Source organism: Flavobacterium hydrocarbonoxydans, from assembly GCF_009789235.1.
Lineage (GTDB): Bacteria > Bacteroidota > Bacteroidia > Flavobacteriales > Flavobacteriaceae > Flavobacterium > Flavobacterium hydrocarbonoxydans.
The window spans coordinates 38278-58977 of record NZ_WSTB01000017.1; the positions used below are offsets into that span (position 1 = coordinate 38278).

19 protein-coding genes and 1 riboswitch are annotated in these 20700 nt (G+C 36.2%); of the genes, 18 read left to right on the top strand and 1 reads right to left on the bottom strand.

Features of this window, described 5'->3' with window-relative positions; all coding sequences use genetic code 11:
* Window positions 1-122: 122 nt before the first annotated feature.
* The 18 genes from GON26_RS20295 (at window position 123) to GON26_RS21785 (ending at window position 20234) form a co-directional block, all read left to right on the top strand.
* Complete coding sequence (locus tag GON26_RS20295; RefSeq protein ID WP_160376600.1) at window positions 123-833, top strand: phosphoadenylyl-sulfate reductase; 711 nt, start codon at window positions 123-125, stop codon at window positions 831-833.
* A gap of 124 nt (window positions 834-957) precedes the next feature.
* The gene (cysD, locus tag GON26_RS20300; protein WP_160376601.1) at window positions 958-1857 is read left to right on the top strand and encodes a sulfate adenylyltransferase subunit CysD; all 900 of its coding nucleotides are present in this window, start codon (window positions 958-960) and stop codon (window positions 1855-1857) included.
* A 107-nt stretch (window positions 1858-1964) separates the two neighbouring features.
* Window positions 1965-3209: a sulfate adenylyltransferase subunit 1 gene (locus GON26_RS20305; protein ID WP_160376602.1), complete on the top strand. Its 1245-nt coding sequence runs from the start codon at window positions 1965-1967 to the stop codon at window positions 3207-3209.
* An 85-nt stretch (window positions 3210-3294) separates the two neighbouring features.
* Window positions 3295-5385, top strand: coding sequence for a HEPN domain-containing protein (locus tag GON26_RS20310; RefSeq protein WP_160376603.1), 2091 nt, complete (start codon window positions 3295-3297; stop codon window positions 5383-5385).
* Window positions 5378-6154, top strand: a complete 777-nt coding sequence (cobA, locus tag GON26_RS20315) for a uroporphyrinogen-III C-methyltransferase (protein ID WP_160376604.1) — start codon at window positions 5378-5380, stop codon at window positions 6152-6154. The genes GON26_RS20310 and cobA overlap by 8 nt, the downstream gene beginning before the upstream one ends.
* Before the next feature lie 131 nt (window positions 6155-6285).
* Window positions 6286-6867 (top strand): precorrin-2 dehydrogenase/sirohydrochlorin ferrochelatase family protein, encoded by a 582-nt coding sequence (locus tag GON26_RS20320; RefSeq protein ID WP_160376605.1) that lies wholly within the window; start codon window positions 6286-6288, stop codon window positions 6865-6867.
* A gap of 94 nt (window positions 6868-6961) precedes the next feature.
* Window positions 6962-8014 carry an NAD(P)/FAD-dependent oxidoreductase gene (locus GON26_RS20325; protein ID WP_160376606.1) on the top strand — a complete coding sequence of 351 codons (1053 nt, stop codon included), beginning with the start codon at window positions 6962-6964 and terminating at the stop codon, window positions 8012-8014.
* A gap of 169 nt (window positions 8015-8183) precedes the next feature.
* Entirely contained in the window at window positions 8184-8408 is a 225-nt protein-coding gene (locus tag GON26_RS20330) for a hypothetical protein (protein WP_160376607.1), read from the top strand.
* Window positions 8399-8692: a type II toxin-antitoxin system RelE/ParE family toxin gene (locus GON26_RS20335; protein WP_160376608.1), complete on the top strand. Its 294-nt coding sequence runs from the start codon at window positions 8399-8401 to the stop codon at window positions 8690-8692. Before GON26_RS20330 ends, GON26_RS20335 begins: the two co-directional genes overlap by 10 nt.
* A gap of 110 nt (window positions 8693-8802) precedes the next feature.
* Window positions 8803-8920: riboswitch (SAM riboswitch) on the top strand.
* A 305-nt stretch (window positions 8921-9225) separates the two neighbouring features.
* A complete protein-coding gene (locus GON26_RS20340; protein ID WP_160376609.1) occupies window positions 9226-10230 on the top strand; it encodes a homocysteine S-methyltransferase family protein in 1005 nt (334 codons plus the stop codon).
* Window positions 10231-10275: 45 nt separating this feature from the next.
* Window positions 10276-11175 (top strand): FRG domain-containing protein, encoded by a 900-nt coding sequence (locus GON26_RS20345; protein ID WP_160376610.1) that lies wholly within the window; start codon window positions 10276-10278, stop codon window positions 11173-11175.
* A gap of 205 nt (window positions 11176-11380) precedes the next feature.
* Complete coding sequence (gene metH / locus GON26_RS20350; RefSeq protein ID WP_160376611.1) at window positions 11381-14056, top strand: methionine synthase; 2676 nt, start codon at window positions 11381-11383, stop codon at window positions 14054-14056.
* Between the two features lie 76 nt (window positions 14057-14132).
* Window positions 14133-15089, top strand: a complete 957-nt coding sequence (gene metF, locus GON26_RS20355; RefSeq protein WP_160376612.1) for a methylenetetrahydrofolate reductase [NAD(P)H] — start codon at window positions 14133-14135, stop codon at window positions 15087-15089.
* A 415-nt stretch (window positions 15090-15504) separates the two neighbouring features.
* Window positions 15505-16158, top strand: coding sequence for a class I SAM-dependent methyltransferase (locus GON26_RS20360; RefSeq protein ID WP_160376613.1), 654 nt, complete (start codon window positions 15505-15507; stop codon window positions 16156-16158).
* Window positions 16159-16254: 96 nt separating this feature from the next.
* Window positions 16255-17478: a dicarboxylate/amino acid:cation symporter gene (locus tag GON26_RS20365; RefSeq protein ID WP_160376614.1), complete on the top strand. Its 1224-nt coding sequence runs from the start codon at window positions 16255-16257 to the stop codon at window positions 17476-17478.
* A 166-nt stretch (window positions 17479-17644) separates the two neighbouring features.
* The gene (locus GON26_RS20370) at window positions 17645-19051 is read left to right on the top strand and encodes a pyridoxal phosphate-dependent decarboxylase family protein (protein ID WP_160376615.1); all 1407 of its coding nucleotides are present in this window, start codon (window positions 17645-17647) and stop codon (window positions 19049-19051) included.
* A gap of 192 nt (window positions 19052-19243) precedes the next feature.
* Window positions 19244-20098 carry an alpha/beta hydrolase gene (locus GON26_RS20375; RefSeq protein ID WP_160376616.1) on the top strand — a complete coding sequence of 285 codons (855 nt, stop codon included), beginning with the start codon at window positions 19244-19246 and terminating at the stop codon, window positions 20096-20098.
* Window positions 20099-20111: 13 nt separating this feature from the next.
* Window positions 20112-20234 carry a carboxymuconolactone decarboxylase family protein gene (locus GON26_RS21785; RefSeq protein WP_262885447.1) on the top strand — a complete coding sequence of 41 codons (123 nt, stop codon included), beginning with the start codon at window positions 20112-20114 and terminating at the stop codon, window positions 20232-20234.
* A gap of 5 nt (window positions 20235-20239) precedes the next feature.
* Here GON26_RS21785 and GON26_RS20385 read toward each other — a convergent pair.
* Window positions 20240-20700 (bottom strand): hypothetical protein (locus GON26_RS20385; RefSeq protein WP_160376617.1); only part of this gene is annotated, 461 nt, incomplete at its 5' end.

Below are 20700 nucleotides of genomic sequence, written 5' to 3' on the forward strand. Positions count from 1 at the left end.
TAACAAATTCAATTTGATATGTAAAAAAACGAAATATTGTTTTGTTATTTAGAAATAAGTATTAATTTTGCATTGTAATCTACTAAGCCGATAGGGTAATGGATTTTTAAATAAAATAAAAAATGAGTCAATCCGTAATAACATCATTATTAGAAAAAACAAAAGATTTTTCATTAGAAGAGACATTGGTTTTTTTAGCGAATGAATATCCTGAGAAAGTAGTTTTTTCGACTTCTTTTGGGCAGGAAGATCAGGTGATTACTGATTTTATCGCAAAAAGTAATACGGATATCACCATTTTTACTTTAGACACAGGAAGATTGTTTCAGGAGACTTATGATGTTTTTCATAAGACTTTAAAGAAATACAAAAGGCCCATCGAAGTCTATTTTCCAGAAGCAGCAGCGGTAGAAAATTTACTGAAAGAAAAAGGACCAAATAGCTTTTATGATTCGGTTGAAAATAGAAAAGAATGTTGTTTTATTCGAAAAGTAGTTCCGTTACGAAAAGCGTTATCAGGAAATGCAGTTTGGATTACCGGTTTAAGAGCCGAACAATCAGAAAACAGACAAGATTTGAATTTATTTGAATACGATGCCAACTTCGAAATTATCAAATTCAATCCATTATTAAAATGGTCTTTAGAAGAAGTTGAAACCTATTTGCAAGAAAATAATGTTCCTCAAAATGCCCTGCACAAAAAAGGTTTCGTAAGTATAGGATGCGCACCTTGTACAAGAGCAATTTTTCCAGGCGAAGATATAAGAGCCGGAAGATGGTGGTGGGAATCAAGTCATAAAGAATGTGGTTTGCACAGCGCTAAGAAAGAATAAAGAGAATAGAACAAAGAATATAGAAGCAAGAGACAAGAGAATAGAATAAAACAATAGTTGAAAATTTCAGAGTACACCACAAAACTTGCAACCTGAAACTTGAAACTTGAAACAAAAAAACACAATGAGTTCAGTATTAAAAACAAACGCTTTAGAGAGTGAAGCAATATACATTTTCAGAGAAGTAATTTCGCAGTTTGACAAACCTGTTTTACTTTTTTCTGGAGGAAAAGATTCTATAACATTGGTACGTTTGGCGCAAAAAGCATTTTTTCCGGCAAAAATTCCATTTCCTCTTTTGCACGTTGATACAGGACATAATTTTCCTGAAACCATTGCTTTCAGAGATAAATTGGTTGAAGAATTAGGATTAGAATTAATCGTTCGTAATGTTCAGGATGCTATTGATGAGGGAAAAGTGGTTGAAGAAACCGGAAAATATTCTAGTAGAAACAGCTTGCAAACCATCACACTTTTAGATGCAATCGAAGAATTTAAATTTGATGCTTGTATTGGTGGTGCGCGTCGTGATGAAGAAAAAGCAAGAGCTAAAGAACGTATTTTCTCTGTTCGTGATGATTTTGGTCAATGGGATGAGAAAAATCAGCGTCCAGAGTTATTTGATATTTTGAATGGTAAAATTGAAAATGGTCAAAACGTTCGTGTTTTCCCAATTTCAAACTGGACAGAATTAGATGTTTGGAGTTATATCGAGAAAGAGCATATCGAAATTCCTTCGATTTATTTCTCGCATAAAAGAAAGGTTTTTTTGAGAGACGGTTTAATTTGGTCACATTCTCCTTTTGTGTACCAGGAAGAAGACGAACAAATCGAAGAAAGAATTGTTCGCTTCAGAACCGTTGGAGACATGACTTGTACAGCTGCTGTTGATTCTTATGCTGCAACTATTCAGGAAGTAGTGGGAGAAATCAGAGAATCAACAATTTCTGAAAGAGGAGCCAGAATTGATGACAAACGTTCTGAAGCTGCCATGGAGAAAAGAAAGCAACAAGGATACTTTTAGAATTGTATAATGTATAAATGTACACTGTAAAAAGTGATTTTACAGTGAGCATTTTACAACAATACAATATACATTTTACAATAATTACAATATACAATTTCATAATAATGGAAGTTTTAAAAATAGCAACAGCAGGAAGTGTAGATGACGGAAAAAGTACTTTGATCGGAAGATTATTGTATGATACAAAATCATTGACAACTGATAAAATAGAAGCAATCGAGAAAAGCAGCAAGCAAAAAGGATATGATTATCTTGATTTTTCTTTGGCAACTGACGGATTGGTAGCAGAGAGAGAGCAAGGAATCACGATTGATGTGGCGCATATTTATTTTTCGACTGCAAAGAAAAGTTACATTATTGCCGATACTCCAGGTCACGTAGAATATACCAGAAACATGGTTACAGGAGCTTCGACTTCTCAGGTTTCGATTATTTTAATTGATGCTAGAAAAGGGGTTATCGAGCAAACGTACCGTCACTTTTTTATCAATAATTTATTGAGAGTAAAAGAGGTAATTGTAGCGATTAACAAAATGGATTTGGTTGATTATTCTGAAGAAGTTTTCAATAAAATCAAAGCTGATTTTCAGGCATTAAATGCAAAAAGTACTTTTAAGGAGCAAAACGTAAGTTATATTCCGTTAAGTGCTTTAACTGGAGATAATGTTGTGGATAAATTAGGAAAAATGCCTTGGTATGAAGGAGAAACAATATTAGAACATTTAGAAGGATTACATTCTTCGGATGTATTTGAAGCAGGAAAAGCTCGTTTCCCGGTTCAAACGGTTATTCGTCCAAAAACAGAAGAATACCATGATTTTAGAGGTTACGCCGGAAAATTATACGGAAACTCTATTAAAGTTGGAGATGCGGTAACAGTTTTACCTTCTTTAACAGAATCAAAAGTAACGAAGATTCACTTTTTTGACAAACAATTTGATGAAGCCGTTGCAGGTTCTTCGATTACCATCGAATTAGAAAATGATATCAATGTTACCAGAGGTGATATGATTGTAAAATCATCGGAGCTTCCAAAAATTGAAAAAGAAATCACAACTACAGTTTGTTGGATGGACAGCAAAAAGTTGGTTGCAGGAACAAAATATATCGTTCAGCACAATACAAATTCGGTTTTAGCGAAAGTAGAAAGTATCAAAAATACAATCTCAACGGACTATTCAGGAACAAAAGAAGCGTCGCAATTAGCGATCAACGAAATTGGAGAAGTAACCATCAAATTAAGCAAACCGTTATATTTTGATGCGTACAATGACAATAAATCAAACGGAGCATTCATCTTAATTGATACAGCAACCAATACAACAGCAGGAGTAGGTTTCATTAGATAGTTGATAGTTTATGGTTTTTAGTTGATAGTTATGCTGCCAACAACCAACCATAAACAACCAACCATAAACTATAAACTAAAAGAAAATGGAAAGTTTTAGAACAGAAATAGAAAATCCGGTAGTTCAGAAAGAGATTATCGATTTAGAAAAAAAGATTCATTTATTCCGTGGAGGAAAAATTGATGATGAGCGTTTTCGTAGTCTTCGTTTAGCGCGTGGAATTTACGGACAGCGTCAGGAAGGCGTTCAGATGATTCGTATCAAATTGCCTTACGGTAAAGTGACTAGCGAACAATTAGTGCGTATCACTAAAGTTTCTGATGAATATTCTACGGGACGTCTGCACATTACAACGCGTCAGGATATTCAGATTCACTATGTGAGTTTAGACAGAACACCAGAGCTTTGGGCAGAATTAGCAAAAGACGATGTTACCTTGCGTGAAGCGTGTGGTAATACCGTAAGAAATATTACAGGAAGCGAATTAGCTGGTGTAGATGTAAACGAGCCATTTGATGTTTCGCCTTACGCACACGCTTTGTTTCAATATTTATTAAGAAATCCTATTTGTCAGGAAATGGGACGTAAATTCAAAATTTCGTTCTCATCATCTGATGAAGATACTGCTTTGAGTTATTTACACGATTTAGGATTTATTCCGAAAATTGTAGATGGTCAACGTGGATTCAAAATAGTTTTTGGTGGAGGTTTAGGCTCACAGCCAGCTCATGCCGAATTACTTTCAGAGTTTGTTCCGGTTAATCAAATCATTCCAACAGCAGAAGGAATCATCCGTATTTTTGACCGATATGGTGAGCGTGCGAAAAGAATGAAAGCGCGTATGAAATTCTTAATCAAAGAAATGGGAAGAGATGTTTTCCTTGATTTAGTTGAAAAAGAGAAAAAAGCCATCGCTTTTGAAACTTACGAAATTGACACAACTGCTTTTGATGCACCAATTCCAGAACCTTTAAAAACAGCTCCTTCGGTTACGATTGAAGATACAGCAGCGTATGAAGCATGGAAAAAATCGAATGTAATTGCTCAAAAACAAACAGGTTATTACGCAATCGGAATCAAAGTTTTATTAGGCGATTTTTATACTGATAAAGCCAGATTATTAGCTGATTTAATTAAGAATTATGCAGCAAATGAATTGCGTTTTTCATTGCGTCAGAATATTGTAATTCGTCACGTAAAAGAAGAGAATCTTCCTTTCTTTTATCAGGAATTAGCCAAATTAGAAATGGTAGCTTTAGGGTACAATACTATTGGAGATATTACAGCTTGTCCAGGTACTGATACTTGTAATTTGGGGATTGCAAGCAGTACCGGAATTGCTGAAGAATTAGAAAGAGTAATCAAAGCAGAATACCCGCAGTATAGCAACAATACTGAGATCGAAATTAAAATTTCGGGTTGTATGAATGCTTGTGGGCAGCACAATATGTCGGCTATTGGTTTTCAGGGAATGTCTATCAACTCAGGAAAATTAGTAGCGCCAGCGTTGCAGGTTTTATTGGGTGGCGGAAGATTAGGAAACGGCGAAGGTCGTTTTGCAGATAAAGTAATCAAAATTCCAAGCCGTAGAGGACCAGATGCATTACGTACCATCTTAAATGATTTTGATTCGAATGCAAACGGACAAAAATTCCTGAATTATTACGACCAAAAAGGAGAGAAATATTTTTACGAAATTTTAAAACCTTTCGCAGATGTAACCAACCTAACAGAAGCTGATTTTATCGATTGGGGTAATGCCGATAATTATGTAAAAGCAGTTGGAGTTGGGGAATGTGCTGGTGTTGTGATCGATTTAGTAGCGACTTTATTATTAGAAGCAAAAGATAAATTGACTTTCGCACAAGAATCATTTGATGAAAATAAATGGTCAGATGCAATTTACCACGCTTACGCAGGATTTGTAAATGGTGCAAAAGCATTGTTACTTTCTGAAAACGAAAAAACAAATAACCATGCAGGTATTGTAGATTTATTTGACAAAGTTTTTATTGAAAGCAGAAAAATTCAATTGGCATCAACTTTCAGAGAATTGGTTTATCAAATCAATCAGGTAGAGCCTTCAGAAGCATTTGCAAAACAATACATTCAGGAAGGAATTGCCTTTTTTGATATCATAGAAAAATACAGAGCACAAGAATTAGCAAATGCATAATACAATAAAACCCAAAATAACTTTAGTCGGAGCTGGTCCAGGTGATCCGGATCTGATTACGCTCAAAGGCGTAAAAGCATTGGCTGAAGCAAATGTGGTTTTGTACGATGCGTTGGCAAACGAAGAAATACTAAATTATGCTCCCAAAAATGCGATTAGGATTTTTGTGGGAAAAAAAATAAACAATCACGCTTACACGCAGGACCAAATCAATCAATTGATTGTTGATAATGCGTTGACATACGGAAACGTGGTGCGATTAAAAGGAGGCGATCCTTTTATTTTCGGGCGTGGAAGCGAAGAAATAGAATTTGCAGAGAGTTTCGGAATTGAAACTGTCGTAGTTCCCGGAATTTCATCAGTAGTTGCAGTACCAGCGAGTCAGGGAATTTCGATTACAAAAAGAGGCGTTTCAGAAAGTTTTTGGGCGATTACAGGAACTACTTCTGATAGAAAATTATCTTCAGATGTGGCTTTGGCAGCACAATCATCAGCAACCGTTGTGATTTTGATGGGAATGCACAAACTGCCTCAGATTGTAAGTTTATTTCAAAATGAAAACAAAGGAAATCTTCCCGTAGCGATTATTCAAAACGGAACTACAGCCGAAGAAAAGGTTGGAGTTGGAACAGTAGATTCAATTTTAGAAATTGTAAAAGAGGAAAAACTAAGTTCACCTGCGATTATTGTTCTCGGAGAAGTGGTTAGCGAAAGCAATAAACTAAAAGGATTTTACGAAGAGTTTTTGTCGAATGAAATAATTCGATAAAACTCCGTAGGAGTGAAATATATTGTAGCGTCGGGTTTCAACCCGATGATTTACGAAGAGTTTTTGTCAAATGAAATAATTCGATAAAGATAAAAATCATCTAATTTTGATTTAGATGAAAAAAAATTAAAATGGAACAAAACGAATTATATCCGATATTCTTAAAGCTCCACAATCTAAACGTGTTGATTGTAGGCGGAGGAAATGTTGGGTTAGAAAAACTTTCTTTTTTATTAAAGTCAAGTCCGAATGCCAATGTTGAGGTAGTAGCGCCAGACTTTCATTTAGAAATTAGAGTTTTAGCCGAAAAGCATCCTTCGATAAAATTGACGGAAGCGAAGTTCAAAAAGAAAATGCTCAAAAAGCGCCATATGGTGATCGCGTGTACCGATGATTTAAAAGTCAATAAAAGAGTGTACGATTTGTCCCGAAAGCGTTATTTGATTTGCAATATCGCCGATACACCCGATTTGTGTGACTATTATTTAGGCGGAATCGTAACGAAAGGAAATGTAAAAATTGCCATTTCGACCAACGGAAAATCACCAACAACAGCCAAAAGGCTAAGAGAATTTTTCGAAGAAGTAATACCTGAGGATATCAATAAAATGGTCGAAAATCTCAATGAATACAGGAAAACCCTAAAAGGTGATTTTGAAGACAAGGTTAAGAAAATGAACGAAATAACCGCTTCATTAAAAAATAAAGAGTAGAAAACAGCACAGAAATGAATGATAAAAATCATTGAAATTAGAATAAATTATTCGTTTCTTTGTATTATTAAGAATGATTATAAACAACAACCTAATGATTAAAACAGATATACTTATAATTGGAGCAGGCCCAACAGGTTTATTTGCCGTTTTCGAGGCAGGATTGCTAAAATTAAAATGCCACATCCTAGACGCTTTACCACAAGCGGGAGGACAACTTTCAGAATTGTATCCTAAAAAACCTATTTACGATATTCCAGGATTCCCAGAAGTATTGGCAGGAGATTTAATTGATAACTTACAGGAGCAGATCAAACAATTTGAGCCAGGTTATACGTTAGGTGAGCGTGCTGAAACCATCGAAAAACAAGAAGACGGAAGTTTTATTGTAACCTCAAATAAAGGAAAAAAATTCCACGCACCGGTTATTGCTATCGCAGGTGGTTTAGGAAGTTTTGAACCACGTAAGCCACTTATTGAAGATATCGAGTTTTATGAAGATAAAGGAGTAAAATACTTTATCAAAAATCCAGAGAAATTCAGAGATAAAAGAGTTGTTATTGCCGGAGGAGGAGATTCAGCTTTAGACTGGAGTATTTTCCTGGCCAATGTAGCTTCAGAAGTAACTTTAATTCACCGTAGAAACGAATTTAGAGGAGCTCTTGACTCGGTAGAAAAAGTACAGGAACTAAAATCTGCAGGAAAAATTAAATTAATTACTCCGGCAGAAGTTATCGGAATCAATGGTGCTGAGCACGTTGAATCATTAGACATTGAAGAAAACGGCGCACACCGTAAAATCGAAACAGATTTCTTTATTCCACTTTTCGGATTAACGCCAAAATTAGGACCAATTGCAGATTGGGGATTAGAAATCGAGAAAAACGCCATCAAAGTAAACAACGCTTTAGATTACCAAACCAATATTCCTGGAATCTTCGCGATCGGAGACGTAAACACGTACCCAGGAAAACTAAAATTGATTCTTTGTGGTTTCCACGAAGCCACTTTAATGTGTCAGGCGGCTTACCAAATCATCAATCCAGGTAAAAAATACGTATTAAAATATACAACAGTTTCAGGAGTAGATGGTTTCGACGGAACTCGTAAAGAAGCACCAAAAGCAGTTGTGAAAGCAATTGTTTAATTTTTAAGATACTAAGTCGCTAAGTTTCTAAGTGACTAAGATTTTTAAATTGTAAAGCCCAAACTTCTTAAGGTTTGGGCTTATTTTTTGATCCAAATTTTAAAGTTAGAACCTCAGAATCTTAGAAACTTAAAAAAACGTATCTTTGTATTTCATAAATTTAATTATCATGAATTTAGAAGCTAGAAAATATAATTTCATACAGGAATTGACCAAAGTTGACGAAAGTGTTTTAGAAAAACTGGAATTGGTTTTAAAAGCAAATCGAAAAGATTGGTATGATGAATTATCTGATGTAGAAAAAGATGAAATTCAAATCGGAATTACACAAGCAGATAACAATGAGTTTTTAAGTCATGAGGAAGTGATGAATGTATTTTCTAAATGGCAGTAAGATTTAAGTGGACACCACAAGCTGTAAAAGGATTAAACAGCGTTCTTGATTATTTGGAAGCAGAATGGACTTTTAGAGAAATCCTGCAATTAGAGAAAAAAATTAAGCAAGTAATCAACCAAATAGGTCACAATCCAGAACAATTCCCTCAAACAGAAAAAGATAATTTGTTGTACAAAGCCATTGTAGATAAAAACAATTATTTGGTTTACAGAATTAACATTTCTTCAAAAACTATCGAAATCATCAATTTTAGAGGAACAAAACAAAAGCCTAAATACTGAGTAAATTTTAAACTTAGAACCTCAGAACCTTAGCAGCTTAGAAACTTAAAAAAAACACTTGCAAATCGAAAGGTGATTTCATACCTTTGCACTGTTCTTAAAATTATTGAAAGTTATCACGAAAGGCGGAGGGAAAGACCCAATGAAACCTTAGCAACCCTTTACCATAAAGAAGGTGCTACATTCTACTTTACGCTGAAATTTTTCAGTGTCTAAGATAGATAACACAAATACACAACGTATTTCTCCAACTTTTCCCGATAACACAATATTATTTTACTGAATTCAGTATCATGAGCGAATCATTGACGCATTTATGTGGTCATGGGTTCCCGCTGTACACAATATCTTTTATTCTGAACCCCAGAATAAAAGGATATTTGCTTCCATCGGGGCTAAAGAGCCATCAATACTGATTTCTTGGAATCAATGTGAATTAAAAAAATAAAATCATCGAAGTTTAGACCCTTCGAAATTATAATTAAATAAAAAAGCTTAGTGTCTTAGCGTCTTCGCGGCAAAAGGCAAGCAACATGGCAATAACAATTCAGGAAGCAATCAAAAAAAATATCCTAATCCTTGACGGAGCAATGGGAACAATGCTGCAACGCTATAACTTCTCCGAAGAAGATTTTCGTGGAGAGCGTTTCAAGGATTTTCCACATCCTTTAAAAGGAAACAACGATTTACTATCCATCACACAACCTCAGGCAATTCGTGATGTTCACGCCGCTTATTTCGAAGCCGGTGCAGACATTGTAGAAACCAATACTTTCTCTGGAACCACAATCGGTATGGCCGATTATTTTCTGGAAGATTTGGTTTACGAACTCAACTACGAATCGGCAAAAATTGCCCGTCAAGTAGCCGATGAATTTACAGCTAAAAATCCAGACAAACCCCGTTTTGTAGCGGGTTCAATAGGGCCAACAAACAGAACAGCAAGTATGTCTCCAGACGTAAACGATCCGGGTTACAGAGCCGTAACGTTTGATGATTTACGCATTGCCTACAAACAACAAGTAGAAGCCTTAATGGACGGAGGTTCTGACTTGCTTTTGGTAGAAACGATTTTCGACACATTAAACGCAAAAGCAGCACTTTTTGCCATCGAAGAAGTAAAAGACGAACGCAATATCGATATTCCGATCATGGTTTCAGGAACGATTACCGATGCATCAGGAAGAACACTTTCCGGACAAACGGTTGAAGCGTTTTTGATATCAGTATCACATATTCCGTTGTTGAGTGTTGGTTTCAATTGTGCTCTTGGAGCCGATTTGTTGAAACCATACTTAAAAACATTATCGCAACATACACAATTTAATATTTCAGCACACCCAAATGCAGGTTTACCAAATGCGTTCGGGCAATACGACGAAACACCAGAAGAAATGCAAGCTTTGATAAAAGAATATCTGGATGATAATTTAGTCAATATCATCGGTGGTTGTTGCGGAACAACTCCGGATCATATCCGATTGATTGCTGATATCGCGAAGGATTATAAGCCACGTTTGGCTCCGGAATTGGTGTGAAATAAATAATATTTGAAGTATAAATAATTATTTTGTTAAAGTAAAATGGATAAAAAAGCTGAAAGTCTTTCTGAAATAATAGAATTAATTAAAAGTGAATTCAAATCACTTAGTCGTGAAGGTGATATACGAAACTTATGGTTTAGAGCAGAAAAAGATTTTATTCCTTTAGAAGAAAACGCTTCTTTAGAAGATAAAATTAAAGCGGTACCATTTACTCCATTACTTCCTAATGCGTATAGGGTTTCTGGTAAAGTCACGGAAGATGATTATACTTCAGTATATGAGAATGTAAAAGCAATTGAGGATAATTTAAAAGCCGAATTTTCAAGAAATTCAATGATGTTTTTAAATCAGAATAGAATTGAAAATAATGAATGGAATAATTATTTTTTAATGCAACATTATGGACTAAATACTCGATTGTTAGATTGGACAGAAAGTGCTTTAGTTGCAATATATTTTGCTATAAGAGAAGATGTTAAAAAAGGAGATGCAAAAATTTGGATTTTAAATCCTTATATGTTGAATAGATTAACATATCAAAAGTATTCAAAAATTGATTCACCTATAATTTATTTTCCTCAAAGTTCAAAAAAGAAAAGTTTGTTTGATGAGGATAAAAAACTTGATTTAGATGAATTTTGTAGAATGTATTTAAAAATGGATTTTGATTCCGATAAAAAAGCTTTTCCATTAGCAATTTATCCTTACTTGTTTGATGAAAGAATGAAAGCGCAAAAAGCTTGTTTTACTATTTTTGGAAATGAAGTAAATGGGTTATTTAATCATCCGAACAAACAGCATTTCTTAAAAAGTATAATGATAGATGGAAGTAAAAAAAGTGATATTAAAAATGAATTAAAATGGTTGGGTATTTCGGAAGAAAGTGTTTATCCAGGTTTAAATAGTAATTGTAAATCTATTAGAGAAAAATACAATTAAAATCTCGGAAAAACATAAACATTATTATAAAACCGAGTGCCGCGTGAGGGATAGAAACGGATAGCCCGGCCCTTGGGACACGCCCAAAATAAGATTATTAAAAACGAAATATACCGACAAGGTTTTTGAAAACCTTGCAGAAAAAACAAAGAATAAAAAAACTCAGAATCTAAGCAACTTAGAATCTTAGTAACTTAAAAAAGAAATGGCAGAAAAAAGAAGAGACCTTGTATTAGCAGGATTAGAACCGTTGATTATTACGCCCGAAAGTGTTTTTGTAAACGTTGGGGAACGTACGAATGTAACAGGTTCCAGAAAATTCCTTCGCCTGATCAAGGAAGAGAAATATGACGAGGCGCTTGATATTGCAAGACAGCAAGTAGAAGGTGGAGCACAAATCATCGATATTAATATGGATGAGGGAATGCTTGATGGTGTTCAGGCAATGACAAAATTCCTGAATTTAATTGCATCAGAACCGGATATTTCGAGAGTGCCGATTATGATCGATAGTTCGAAATGGGAAATCATCGAAGCGGGTCTGAAAGTAGTACAAGGAAAAAGTGTTGTCAACTCGATTTCGTTGAAAGAAGGCGAAGAAGCCTTTATTCACCACGCCAAATTAATCAAACGATACGGAGCGGCAGCCATTATTATGGCTTTTGACGAAGTTGGTCAGGCTGATAATTATGAGCGTAGAGTAGAAATTTGCCAGCGGTCGTATGATATCTTGGTTAATAAAGTTGGTTTTCCTCCACAGGATATTATTTTCGATTTGAATATTTTTCCAGTTGCAACCGGAATGGAAGAACATCGCCTGAATGCTTTGGACTTTTTTAGAGGGACAAAATGGGTTCGCGAAAACTTGCCTCATGCGCATATTAGCGGTGGTGTGAGTAATGTTTCGTTTTCTTTTAGAGGAAATGATACGGTTCGTGAAGCGATGCACTCGGTGTTTTTATACCACGCGATCCAAAACGGAATGACGATGGGAATTGTGAATCCGGAGATGCTTTCGATTTACGATGATATTCCAAAAGATTTATTAGAACACGTTGAAGACGTGATTCTGGATAGACGCGACGATGCAACCGAAAGACTTTTGGACTTTGCTGAGAACGTAAAAGGCGAAGTAAAATCAGACGAAAAAGCGATTCAGGAATGGCGTTTAGGAACAGTTCAAGAGCGTATTACGCATTCGTTAGTAAAAGGTGTTGATGCTTTTATTGAAGAGGATGTTGAAGAAGCGCGTTTGGCAGCAACCAAACCAATCGAAGTTATCGAAATCAATTTGATGACAGGAATGAATGTAGTAGGAGATTTATTCGGAAGCGGAAAAATGTTCTTGCCTCAGGTTGTAAAATCAGCACGTGTAATGAAAAAAGCGGTAGCGTACTTGTTGCCTTATATTGAAGCAAGCAAACAGGCCGGAGACAAACAAGGAAACGGAAAAATATTGATGGCTACTGTAAAAGGTGACGTTCATGATATTGGTAAAAACATCGTTTCGGTGGTTTTGGCCTGTAATAATTACGAGATTGTAGATTTGGGTGTAATGGTGCCTCCGGAAAAAATTATCGCAGCTGCGATTGAACATAATGTGGACATTATTGGTTTAAGCGGGTTGATTACGCCTTCGCTTGACGAAATGGTGTATCTGGCCAAAGAATTAGACAAACAAAATATTAAGATTCCGATTATGATTGGTGGAGCAACGACTTCGCGTGCGCATACTGCCGTTAAAATCGCTCCGCAATATAGAGAAACTGTAATTCACGTAAACGATGCTTCGCGCGCCGTTACGGTAGCAGGAAATTTATTAGATCATAACCGTAAAATATATGCAAGCGATATTCGTGCAGAATACGATTCGTTTAGAGAAACGTTTTTGAACCGTTCGAGAGATAAAAATTTCCTGACGATTGAGCAGGCTCGTAAAAACAAATTACAATTGGATTGGGAGAATTTCACTCCGGTGAAACCTAATGTAATTGGCGAACAGGTTATAGAAGTCGATTTGGATGTTTTAGTTCCTTACATCGACTGGACACCGTTTTTTAGAACCTGGGAATTGTTCGGAAAATATCCGGCAATTTTAACTGATGAGGTTGTGGGAGAACAGGCAACTTCGGTTTTTGCAGATGCTCAGGAGATGCTGAAAGTGATTTTGGCAGAGAAAAAATTGCAAGCCAAAGGTATTTACGGAATCTTCCCTGCGAATCAAATCAACGATGATGATATTGAATTGACGGATGAAAACGGAAAACCATTACAGACCTTTTTGACTTTGCGTCAGCAATCTCAAAAAACCAAAGGAGCGCCAAATATTGCATTAGCTGATTTTATAGCGCCAAAAGAAAGCGGAAAAATCGATTATATGGGCGCATTTTGTGTGACAACCGGTTTTGGTGTTGACGAATGGGCTGCAGAATTTGAGAAAGATCTTGACGACTACAATTCGATTATGGTAAAAGCATTAGCCGATCGTTTTGCTGAGGCTTTCGCCGAATATTTGCACGAGAAAATCCGTAAAGAAATTTGGGGCTATTCATCAGATGAAAACCTGAGTACCGAAGAAATGATTTCTGAAGACTACAAAGGAATTCGTCCCGCACCAGGTTATCCGGCTTGTCCAGATCATTTAGAAAAACCAACCATTTGGAAATTATTAAATGTCGAAAAAGAAATTGGTGTAACCTTAACGGAAAGTATGGCGATGTGGCCAGCTTCATCCGTTTCAGGGTATTATTTCGGAAATCCGGAAAGTAAATATTTCGGACTCGGAAAAATAAAAGAAGATCAGGTTGTCGATTACGCCAAACGCCGCAGCGTGTCAACAGATTACGCAAGCAAATGGTTAAACCCTAATATAGCAGATTAATTGATTTTATGATTTTAGAGTGTAGATTTTAGATTTTTCCACTCATAACTCATAACCCATAACTCATAACTTTAGAATGAAAGTAACAGAACATATAGAAAACGCCAAAGGAAAAACATTATTCTCATTTGAACTTATCCCGCCTCAAAAAGGGAAAAGTATTCAGGAATTATACGATAATATCGATCCGCTAATGGAGTTTCAACCGCCATTTATTGATGTAACGACTTCTCGCGAAGAGTATATTTATATTGATAAAGGCAATGGACTTTTAGATAAAAAATTAACCCGTATGCGTCCGGGAACACTTGGAATTTGCGCTTCTATAAAACATAAATACAATGTTGATACCGTTCCGCATTTGCTTTGCGGAGGATTTACGCAGGAAGAAACCGAATACATGCTGGTAGATTGCCAATATTTAGGAATCAACAACGTGATGGCACTTCGTGGTGATGCCATGAAAGACGAACAATCTTTTGTGCCAAAAGTAGGTGGTAATCATTTTGCGATCGATTTGGTAAAACAAATCAACAACCTGAATTGCGGGAAATACCTCCATGAAGTTATGGATGTCGATAACAAAGCTGATTTTTGTATTGGCGTTGCGGGTTATCCGGAGAAACATTTAGAATCACCATCGTTACAGTCAGATTTAAAGAGACTAAAAGAAAAAGTAGATGCAGGTGCTGATTATGTAGTTACCCAAATGTTTTTTGACAATGCTAAATACTTTGCGTTTGTAGAAAAAGCAAGAGAAATGGGTATTACAATTCCGATTATCCCGGGAATTAAGCCAATTGCTGTTCAAAGACATTTACAAATTTTACCGCAAATTTTCAGAATCGATTTGCCAGAAGATTTAATTGATGCAGTTGATAAATGCAAAAATAATGCAGAAATCAAACAAGTTGGTATCGAGTGGGCAATTCAGCAGTCTCTCGAATTAAAAGCGGCCGGAGTTCCGGTTTTACATTATTATTCAATGGGAAAATCTGAAAATATTCGTCAGATTGCAAGCCAGGTTTTTTAAGAGTTATCCTTAAAGATACTGTAATAACTCACAGTATGTTATTCCGAGGGACGAGGAATCCCCGCAAGTAACTCCGCACAGAAAAGCGGACAATCTTTGTAGAGCTACTTGTGGGGATTGCTTCGCCAGTTCGCTATCGCTCGTGTCCTCCTTCGAAATGACAAACTAGCTGATAACTTTCTTATGAAAACTACTGCCCTAGCCCCGATAGAAGTGGAAATCCTTTTGTTTTTTTCTTTAAAAAACAAAAGATTGCAACGGATAGCGGGATTAGCTCCTGAAAAAAAGATTTGGTTTTATCATAGAAATCGGAATGACAAAAAAACAAAACAATAGTAGTTTAGTTGCTTCGTTCCCCAGAATGACAAAGGTCTTGGGATTTGGAATTTTTTAATTGGAATTTAATTTTTGTACTATGGAAAAAGAAGAATTACAGGCAATCGCCTCACAGTTAAAACATCCAACGGGAGAAAAAGGGATAGAAATGGCCAACATGATGCATGAAACCAACATCAACATGACGCGTCATTCTTTTCTAAATCTGAATATAAAAGGCGGAAATACTATTTTAGAATTAGGGCACGGAAATGCGGGGCATGTAGCATTTATATTCGAGCAAGCTGAAAACTTAAAATATTACGGACTCGAAATGTCTGAATTAATGTTTCAGGAAGCGCGCCAGATTAACAGAAATTTTGTTTCTCAAAAACAAGCTTTCTTCTCACTTTATGACGGTAATAAAATTCCATTTGAAGACGAATCTTTCGATAAAATAGTTACGGTAAACACGATCTATTTTTGGCAGGAGCCTGAAAAACTACTTTCAGAAATATACAGGGTTTTAAGCCAAAATGGTGTTTTCTGTATCACTTTTGCCGAAGAAAGTTTCATGAAACAGCTTCCCTTTACCCAATTTGAATTCGAGCTTTACAGCACCGAAAAAGCACAGCAATTAATTAAGAAAACATCTTTTAAGATTGTTGATACAGAAACTCAAACAGAGAAAGTAAAAACTAAAACAGGAGAGTTAGTCGATAGAGCTTTTACTACCCTGGTTTTAGAAAAATAGCAAAAAGTTAAAATAATAATTTTTGAACTCTTTTTTTGAGTAATTTAATTGATTTTATTAGGGATTCTCTTTCTCAATTTTATACTAATTTAAATTATGGAGGTTAAAAAAATCAATTTTTTACAAAGTTACAGCAGCATTCTCTTGCTTCTTGGAGGAATCACACTCGGAAGTATTTTAGGATTAGTTTTTGGAAAAGAGGTTGAAGTTATCAAACCACTCGGAGATATCTTTCTGAATTTACTTTTTACAGCTATTATTCCATTGATATTTTTTACGATCGCTTCTTCTATTGCCAATCTTGAAAAGACAGAACGGTTAGGAAAATTGTTCGTTATAATGGTAGTTGTTTTTTTAGCAACAATCCTGATTTCAGCAATAGTCATGATTACCGCCGTTTATCTATTTCCGATTCATCAAAATATTATAGTGGCTAAAGTTCCGATAGAAAATATTCAATCAGGAAGCATTGGCCAACAAATAGCACAGTTGCTCACCGTAAATGATTTCTTCGAATTATTATCCCGAAAAAGCATGCTGGCTCTGATTATTTTTTCCTTCATGATTGGATTTGCAAGTCTGCAATCTGGAGAAAAAGGAAGCAGTTTCAGAATTTTTCTGGATTCAGGAAATGAGGTTATGAAACAACTGCTGAACATTATCATGAAAATGGCACCAATAGGTTTGGGCGCTTATTTTGCGTATCAGGTGGGTGTTTTTGGTCCACAGTTATTTGGAGTTTACGCTAAGCCATTAGGGATTTATTACGGAGCCTGTACTTTTTATTTCTTTGTTTTCTTTAGTATTTATGCGCTTATAGCAGGAGGAAAAAGAGCTTTTAAAGTATTTTGGAGCAACAACATCACACCCGCTTTAACGGCTGTTGGTACTTGCAGCAGCATTGCTACAATTCCGGCCAACCTGGAAGCGGCTGAGAAAATGAATATTCCGTCGCATGTCAGGAATTTGGTTATTCCGCTTGGTGCACCTTTGCATAAAGATGGTTCGAGTATGTCTTCGATCTTAAAAATCACCGTGTTGTTTGCCATGTTTGGAAAAGATTTTACAGAACCTTCTACCATACTTTTGGCGTTAGGCGTAACGGTAATCGTTTCGATTGTCGAAGGAGGAATTCCTAACGGAGGATACATCGGAGAAGTTTTAGCCATAACGGTATATGGTTTACCCATGGAACAGGCGCTGCCGGTAGCCATGATTTTAGGAACGCTTGTTGACCCAATTGCTACGCTCTTAAATGTAAATGGCGACTTAATATGTTCGATGGTGGTTTCCCGGTTTTCCGAAAAGACAAAATGGTAAAATTTTAATTAAAAAAAAACATAGCCCACAGGCGGCACCGATTCAACAGATAAAAGCGGATTTTTAATAGCTCATTGTAATTCACAATCTGTGATAATCCGTTTCATCTGTGTGCCATTCTCAGTGATTGGTTTAAGAAACGGATAATCATATAAAAATAATAGAAATGAATGCAGTATTACAACACGATTTAAATGATTTTGAAAACATACTTGAAAAAGCAAAACAACAAGGACTAGGTTTTTTGAACAATCTTGATACAATCCCAACATCCAATAAAGAAACAATTGATATCAACCGTGATTTAAACGAATTGGGTTTGGGCTCTCTGGCTGCTTTAGAAGAATTTAATACTAGATTAGCGCCGCTTATGGTAGCCTCGCCAGGGCCAAGATATTGGGGATTTGTAACCGGTGGTTCAACACCAGCTTCGATTGTAGGAGACTGGTTGGCCTCTGTATATGACCAAAATACGCAGGCGGTAAAAGCGCAGGGTGGTGCCACGGCTTTAATAGAATTTGAAACGATCAATCTATTATTGCAATTATTAGACCTGCCAAAATCTTTTTTAGGCGGATTTGTTACGGGAGCTACCATGTCTAATTTTACTTGTTTGGGAGTGGCCAGACAATGGTATGGAAAGCAGTTTGGGAAAGATTTTGCTAAAGAAGGAATCTCAGAAACAATCCATATTTTATCGGCTACGCCACATTCTTCTTCCATCAAAACGCTATCGATGTTAGGAATCGGAAGCAATAATTATACAACCATTAAAACTATTGAAGGCAATCGTGAAGCTATTGACATTGAAGATTTAGAAAGAAATATCGAAACTTTAAACGGAAAACCTTTCATCCTGATTTCGAGTGCAGGAACTGTAAATACCGCTGATTTCGATGATTTTGAAGCCATTTCAAAACTAAAAGAAAAACACAATTTCTGGTGGCACATTGATGCTGCATTTGGTGGATTTGCTGCCGTTTCTGAGAAATTTAAACCGTATGTAAGAGGCTGGGAAGGAGCAGACAGTATTACAATTGATTGTCATAAATGGCTGAATGTTCCTTATGAAAGTGCTTTTTATTTAATTAAAAAAGAACACGTAAATCTTCAGGTAGAAACTTTCCAGAATACGAATGCGCCGTATTTAGGAAATCCGTTAGAGAATTTTAATTATTTAAATGTTCTTCCTGAAAATTCAAGACGTTTAAAAGCATTACCGGTTTGGTTTTCGTTATTGGCCTACGGTAAAAAAGGAATTCAGGATATTGTAGAGAATAGTGCACTAATGGCTTTGCATTTTGGAAACGCTCTTGTAGAAGATGGCAATTTCGAATTAATGGCTCGCATTCGTCTCAATAATGTTTGTTTTACTTTAAAAGGAGATCATAATCAGGAAAAAGTAATGGCGTTTTTAACTTCTTTGAATGATAGTGGAAAAGTATTTATGACACCAACAGTTTATAGAGGACGAAAAGGAATTCGGGCATCTTTTGTCAATTGGCGTACGTCTGAAAATGATATAAGAATAGTTATCGAAGAAATGAAAGCTGTTTTTTCGGAAGTTTATTAGTATTCAAAACTTTCTAAAATAAAAACCAGACAGTAAGTGCTGTATTGGGTATTTGTGACAATTTAAAAAACCTTTTGAAATAATCTTTCAAAAGGTTTTTCTTTTGTGATAATTTGATTGTCAGCTTCATATCCTTTATTCTTTTATGGTAATTGTTCTATATTTGATGTTCCTATTAAAATCAAAACCGCAATGATCATAAAGCTAAACCCGTATATCTATTTCTATATCGTACTTTTTTCTACGACTCTTTTTGCACAGCAGTCAGGTACTAAAATCCCTCTTTGGGAGAAGGGTGCACCAGGTTTCGAACACCTAAAAGACGAACCCGAACAGGCTCAGGACTGGTGGGTACGAAATGTACATAATCCTTCGATAACGGCTTTCTTTCCTGAAAAACCTAACGGAATGGCTGTCCTAATCTGTCCCGGAGGAGGGCATGAAAATTTGGTCTTTAATTCTGAAGGAAAAGATGCTGCCGTTTATTTAAACAGTATTGGCATAACGGCTTTTGTTCTCAAATACCGTCTGGCCAGAGGAAAAGATTCTTTATACAAGCTGGAAACCCACGTCAAACAAGATGCCGAAAGAGCCATGCGGTTAATCCGTAGCAAAGCCGCTGATTTTAACATAGACCCCAACAGATTGGGAGCAATGGGATTCTCAGCAGGTGGAGAAGTTGTGGCTTTAATTGCGTATCAGGCTAAAAATGTATCTCAAAATCCATCAGATGCTATAGACAAACATGATGCACAGCCTAATTTTCAAATATTAATTTATCCGGGACCTTTGTTTATTCCTAAAGAGATAAAAAATGATGCTCCACCGGCATTTTTATTAGCGGCAAATGATGATATGTGTTGTGCAGCCCCAATAGTAGAGCTCTTAAACGGTTATCGAAAAACTAATGTTCCGGTTGAGGTACATTTGTATTCTAAAGGAGGGCACGCTTTTAATACTGGTAAAAGAGCCAAAACAAATGCCCTTAGAACCTGGCCGCAGCGACTAGCAGATTGGTTCGAAGACAATAACTATTTTAGTAAATAAGCATTAGAATCCGTTGGCTGAAATTGCTGAAACCGTTGCACCTGTTGCTTTAAATGTTTTGACCAACTATTTTAATCATACGGCCAATACAGAAATTGATTTCTCTGCTGTTCCAGGTTTAGCATTACAAAATTAATTCTTTTAAAAAACAGCAATGCCGAAGCCGTTAGGTGTACTTATGCTAGTATCAATAGAAAAATAAGTATATCTAACGGCTTTACAATTGTTCAAAACCCTAATTTTGAGGTTCCGAACCTCAAATTTGAGGCTTGGAACCCCAAATTTGAGGTTAGGAACGTCAAATTTGACGTCTGGAACGTCAAAGATGAGGTCTGCAACGTCAAAGATGAGGTCTGCAACGTCAAAAGTGAGGTTCGGAACGTCAAAAGTGACGTCTGGAACGTCAAATTTGAGGCTTCGAACCCCATGTATGAGGTTCGAAGCTCCATGTATGGGGTTCCGAGGTCCATGTTTGAGGTTGTGAACCCCAAATCTGACGTCTGGAACCCCGATGATGACGTCTGGAACCCCAATGTTGACGTCTGGAACCCCGAATTTGACGTCTCGAACCACAAAGATGGGGTCTGGAACCTCAAACATGG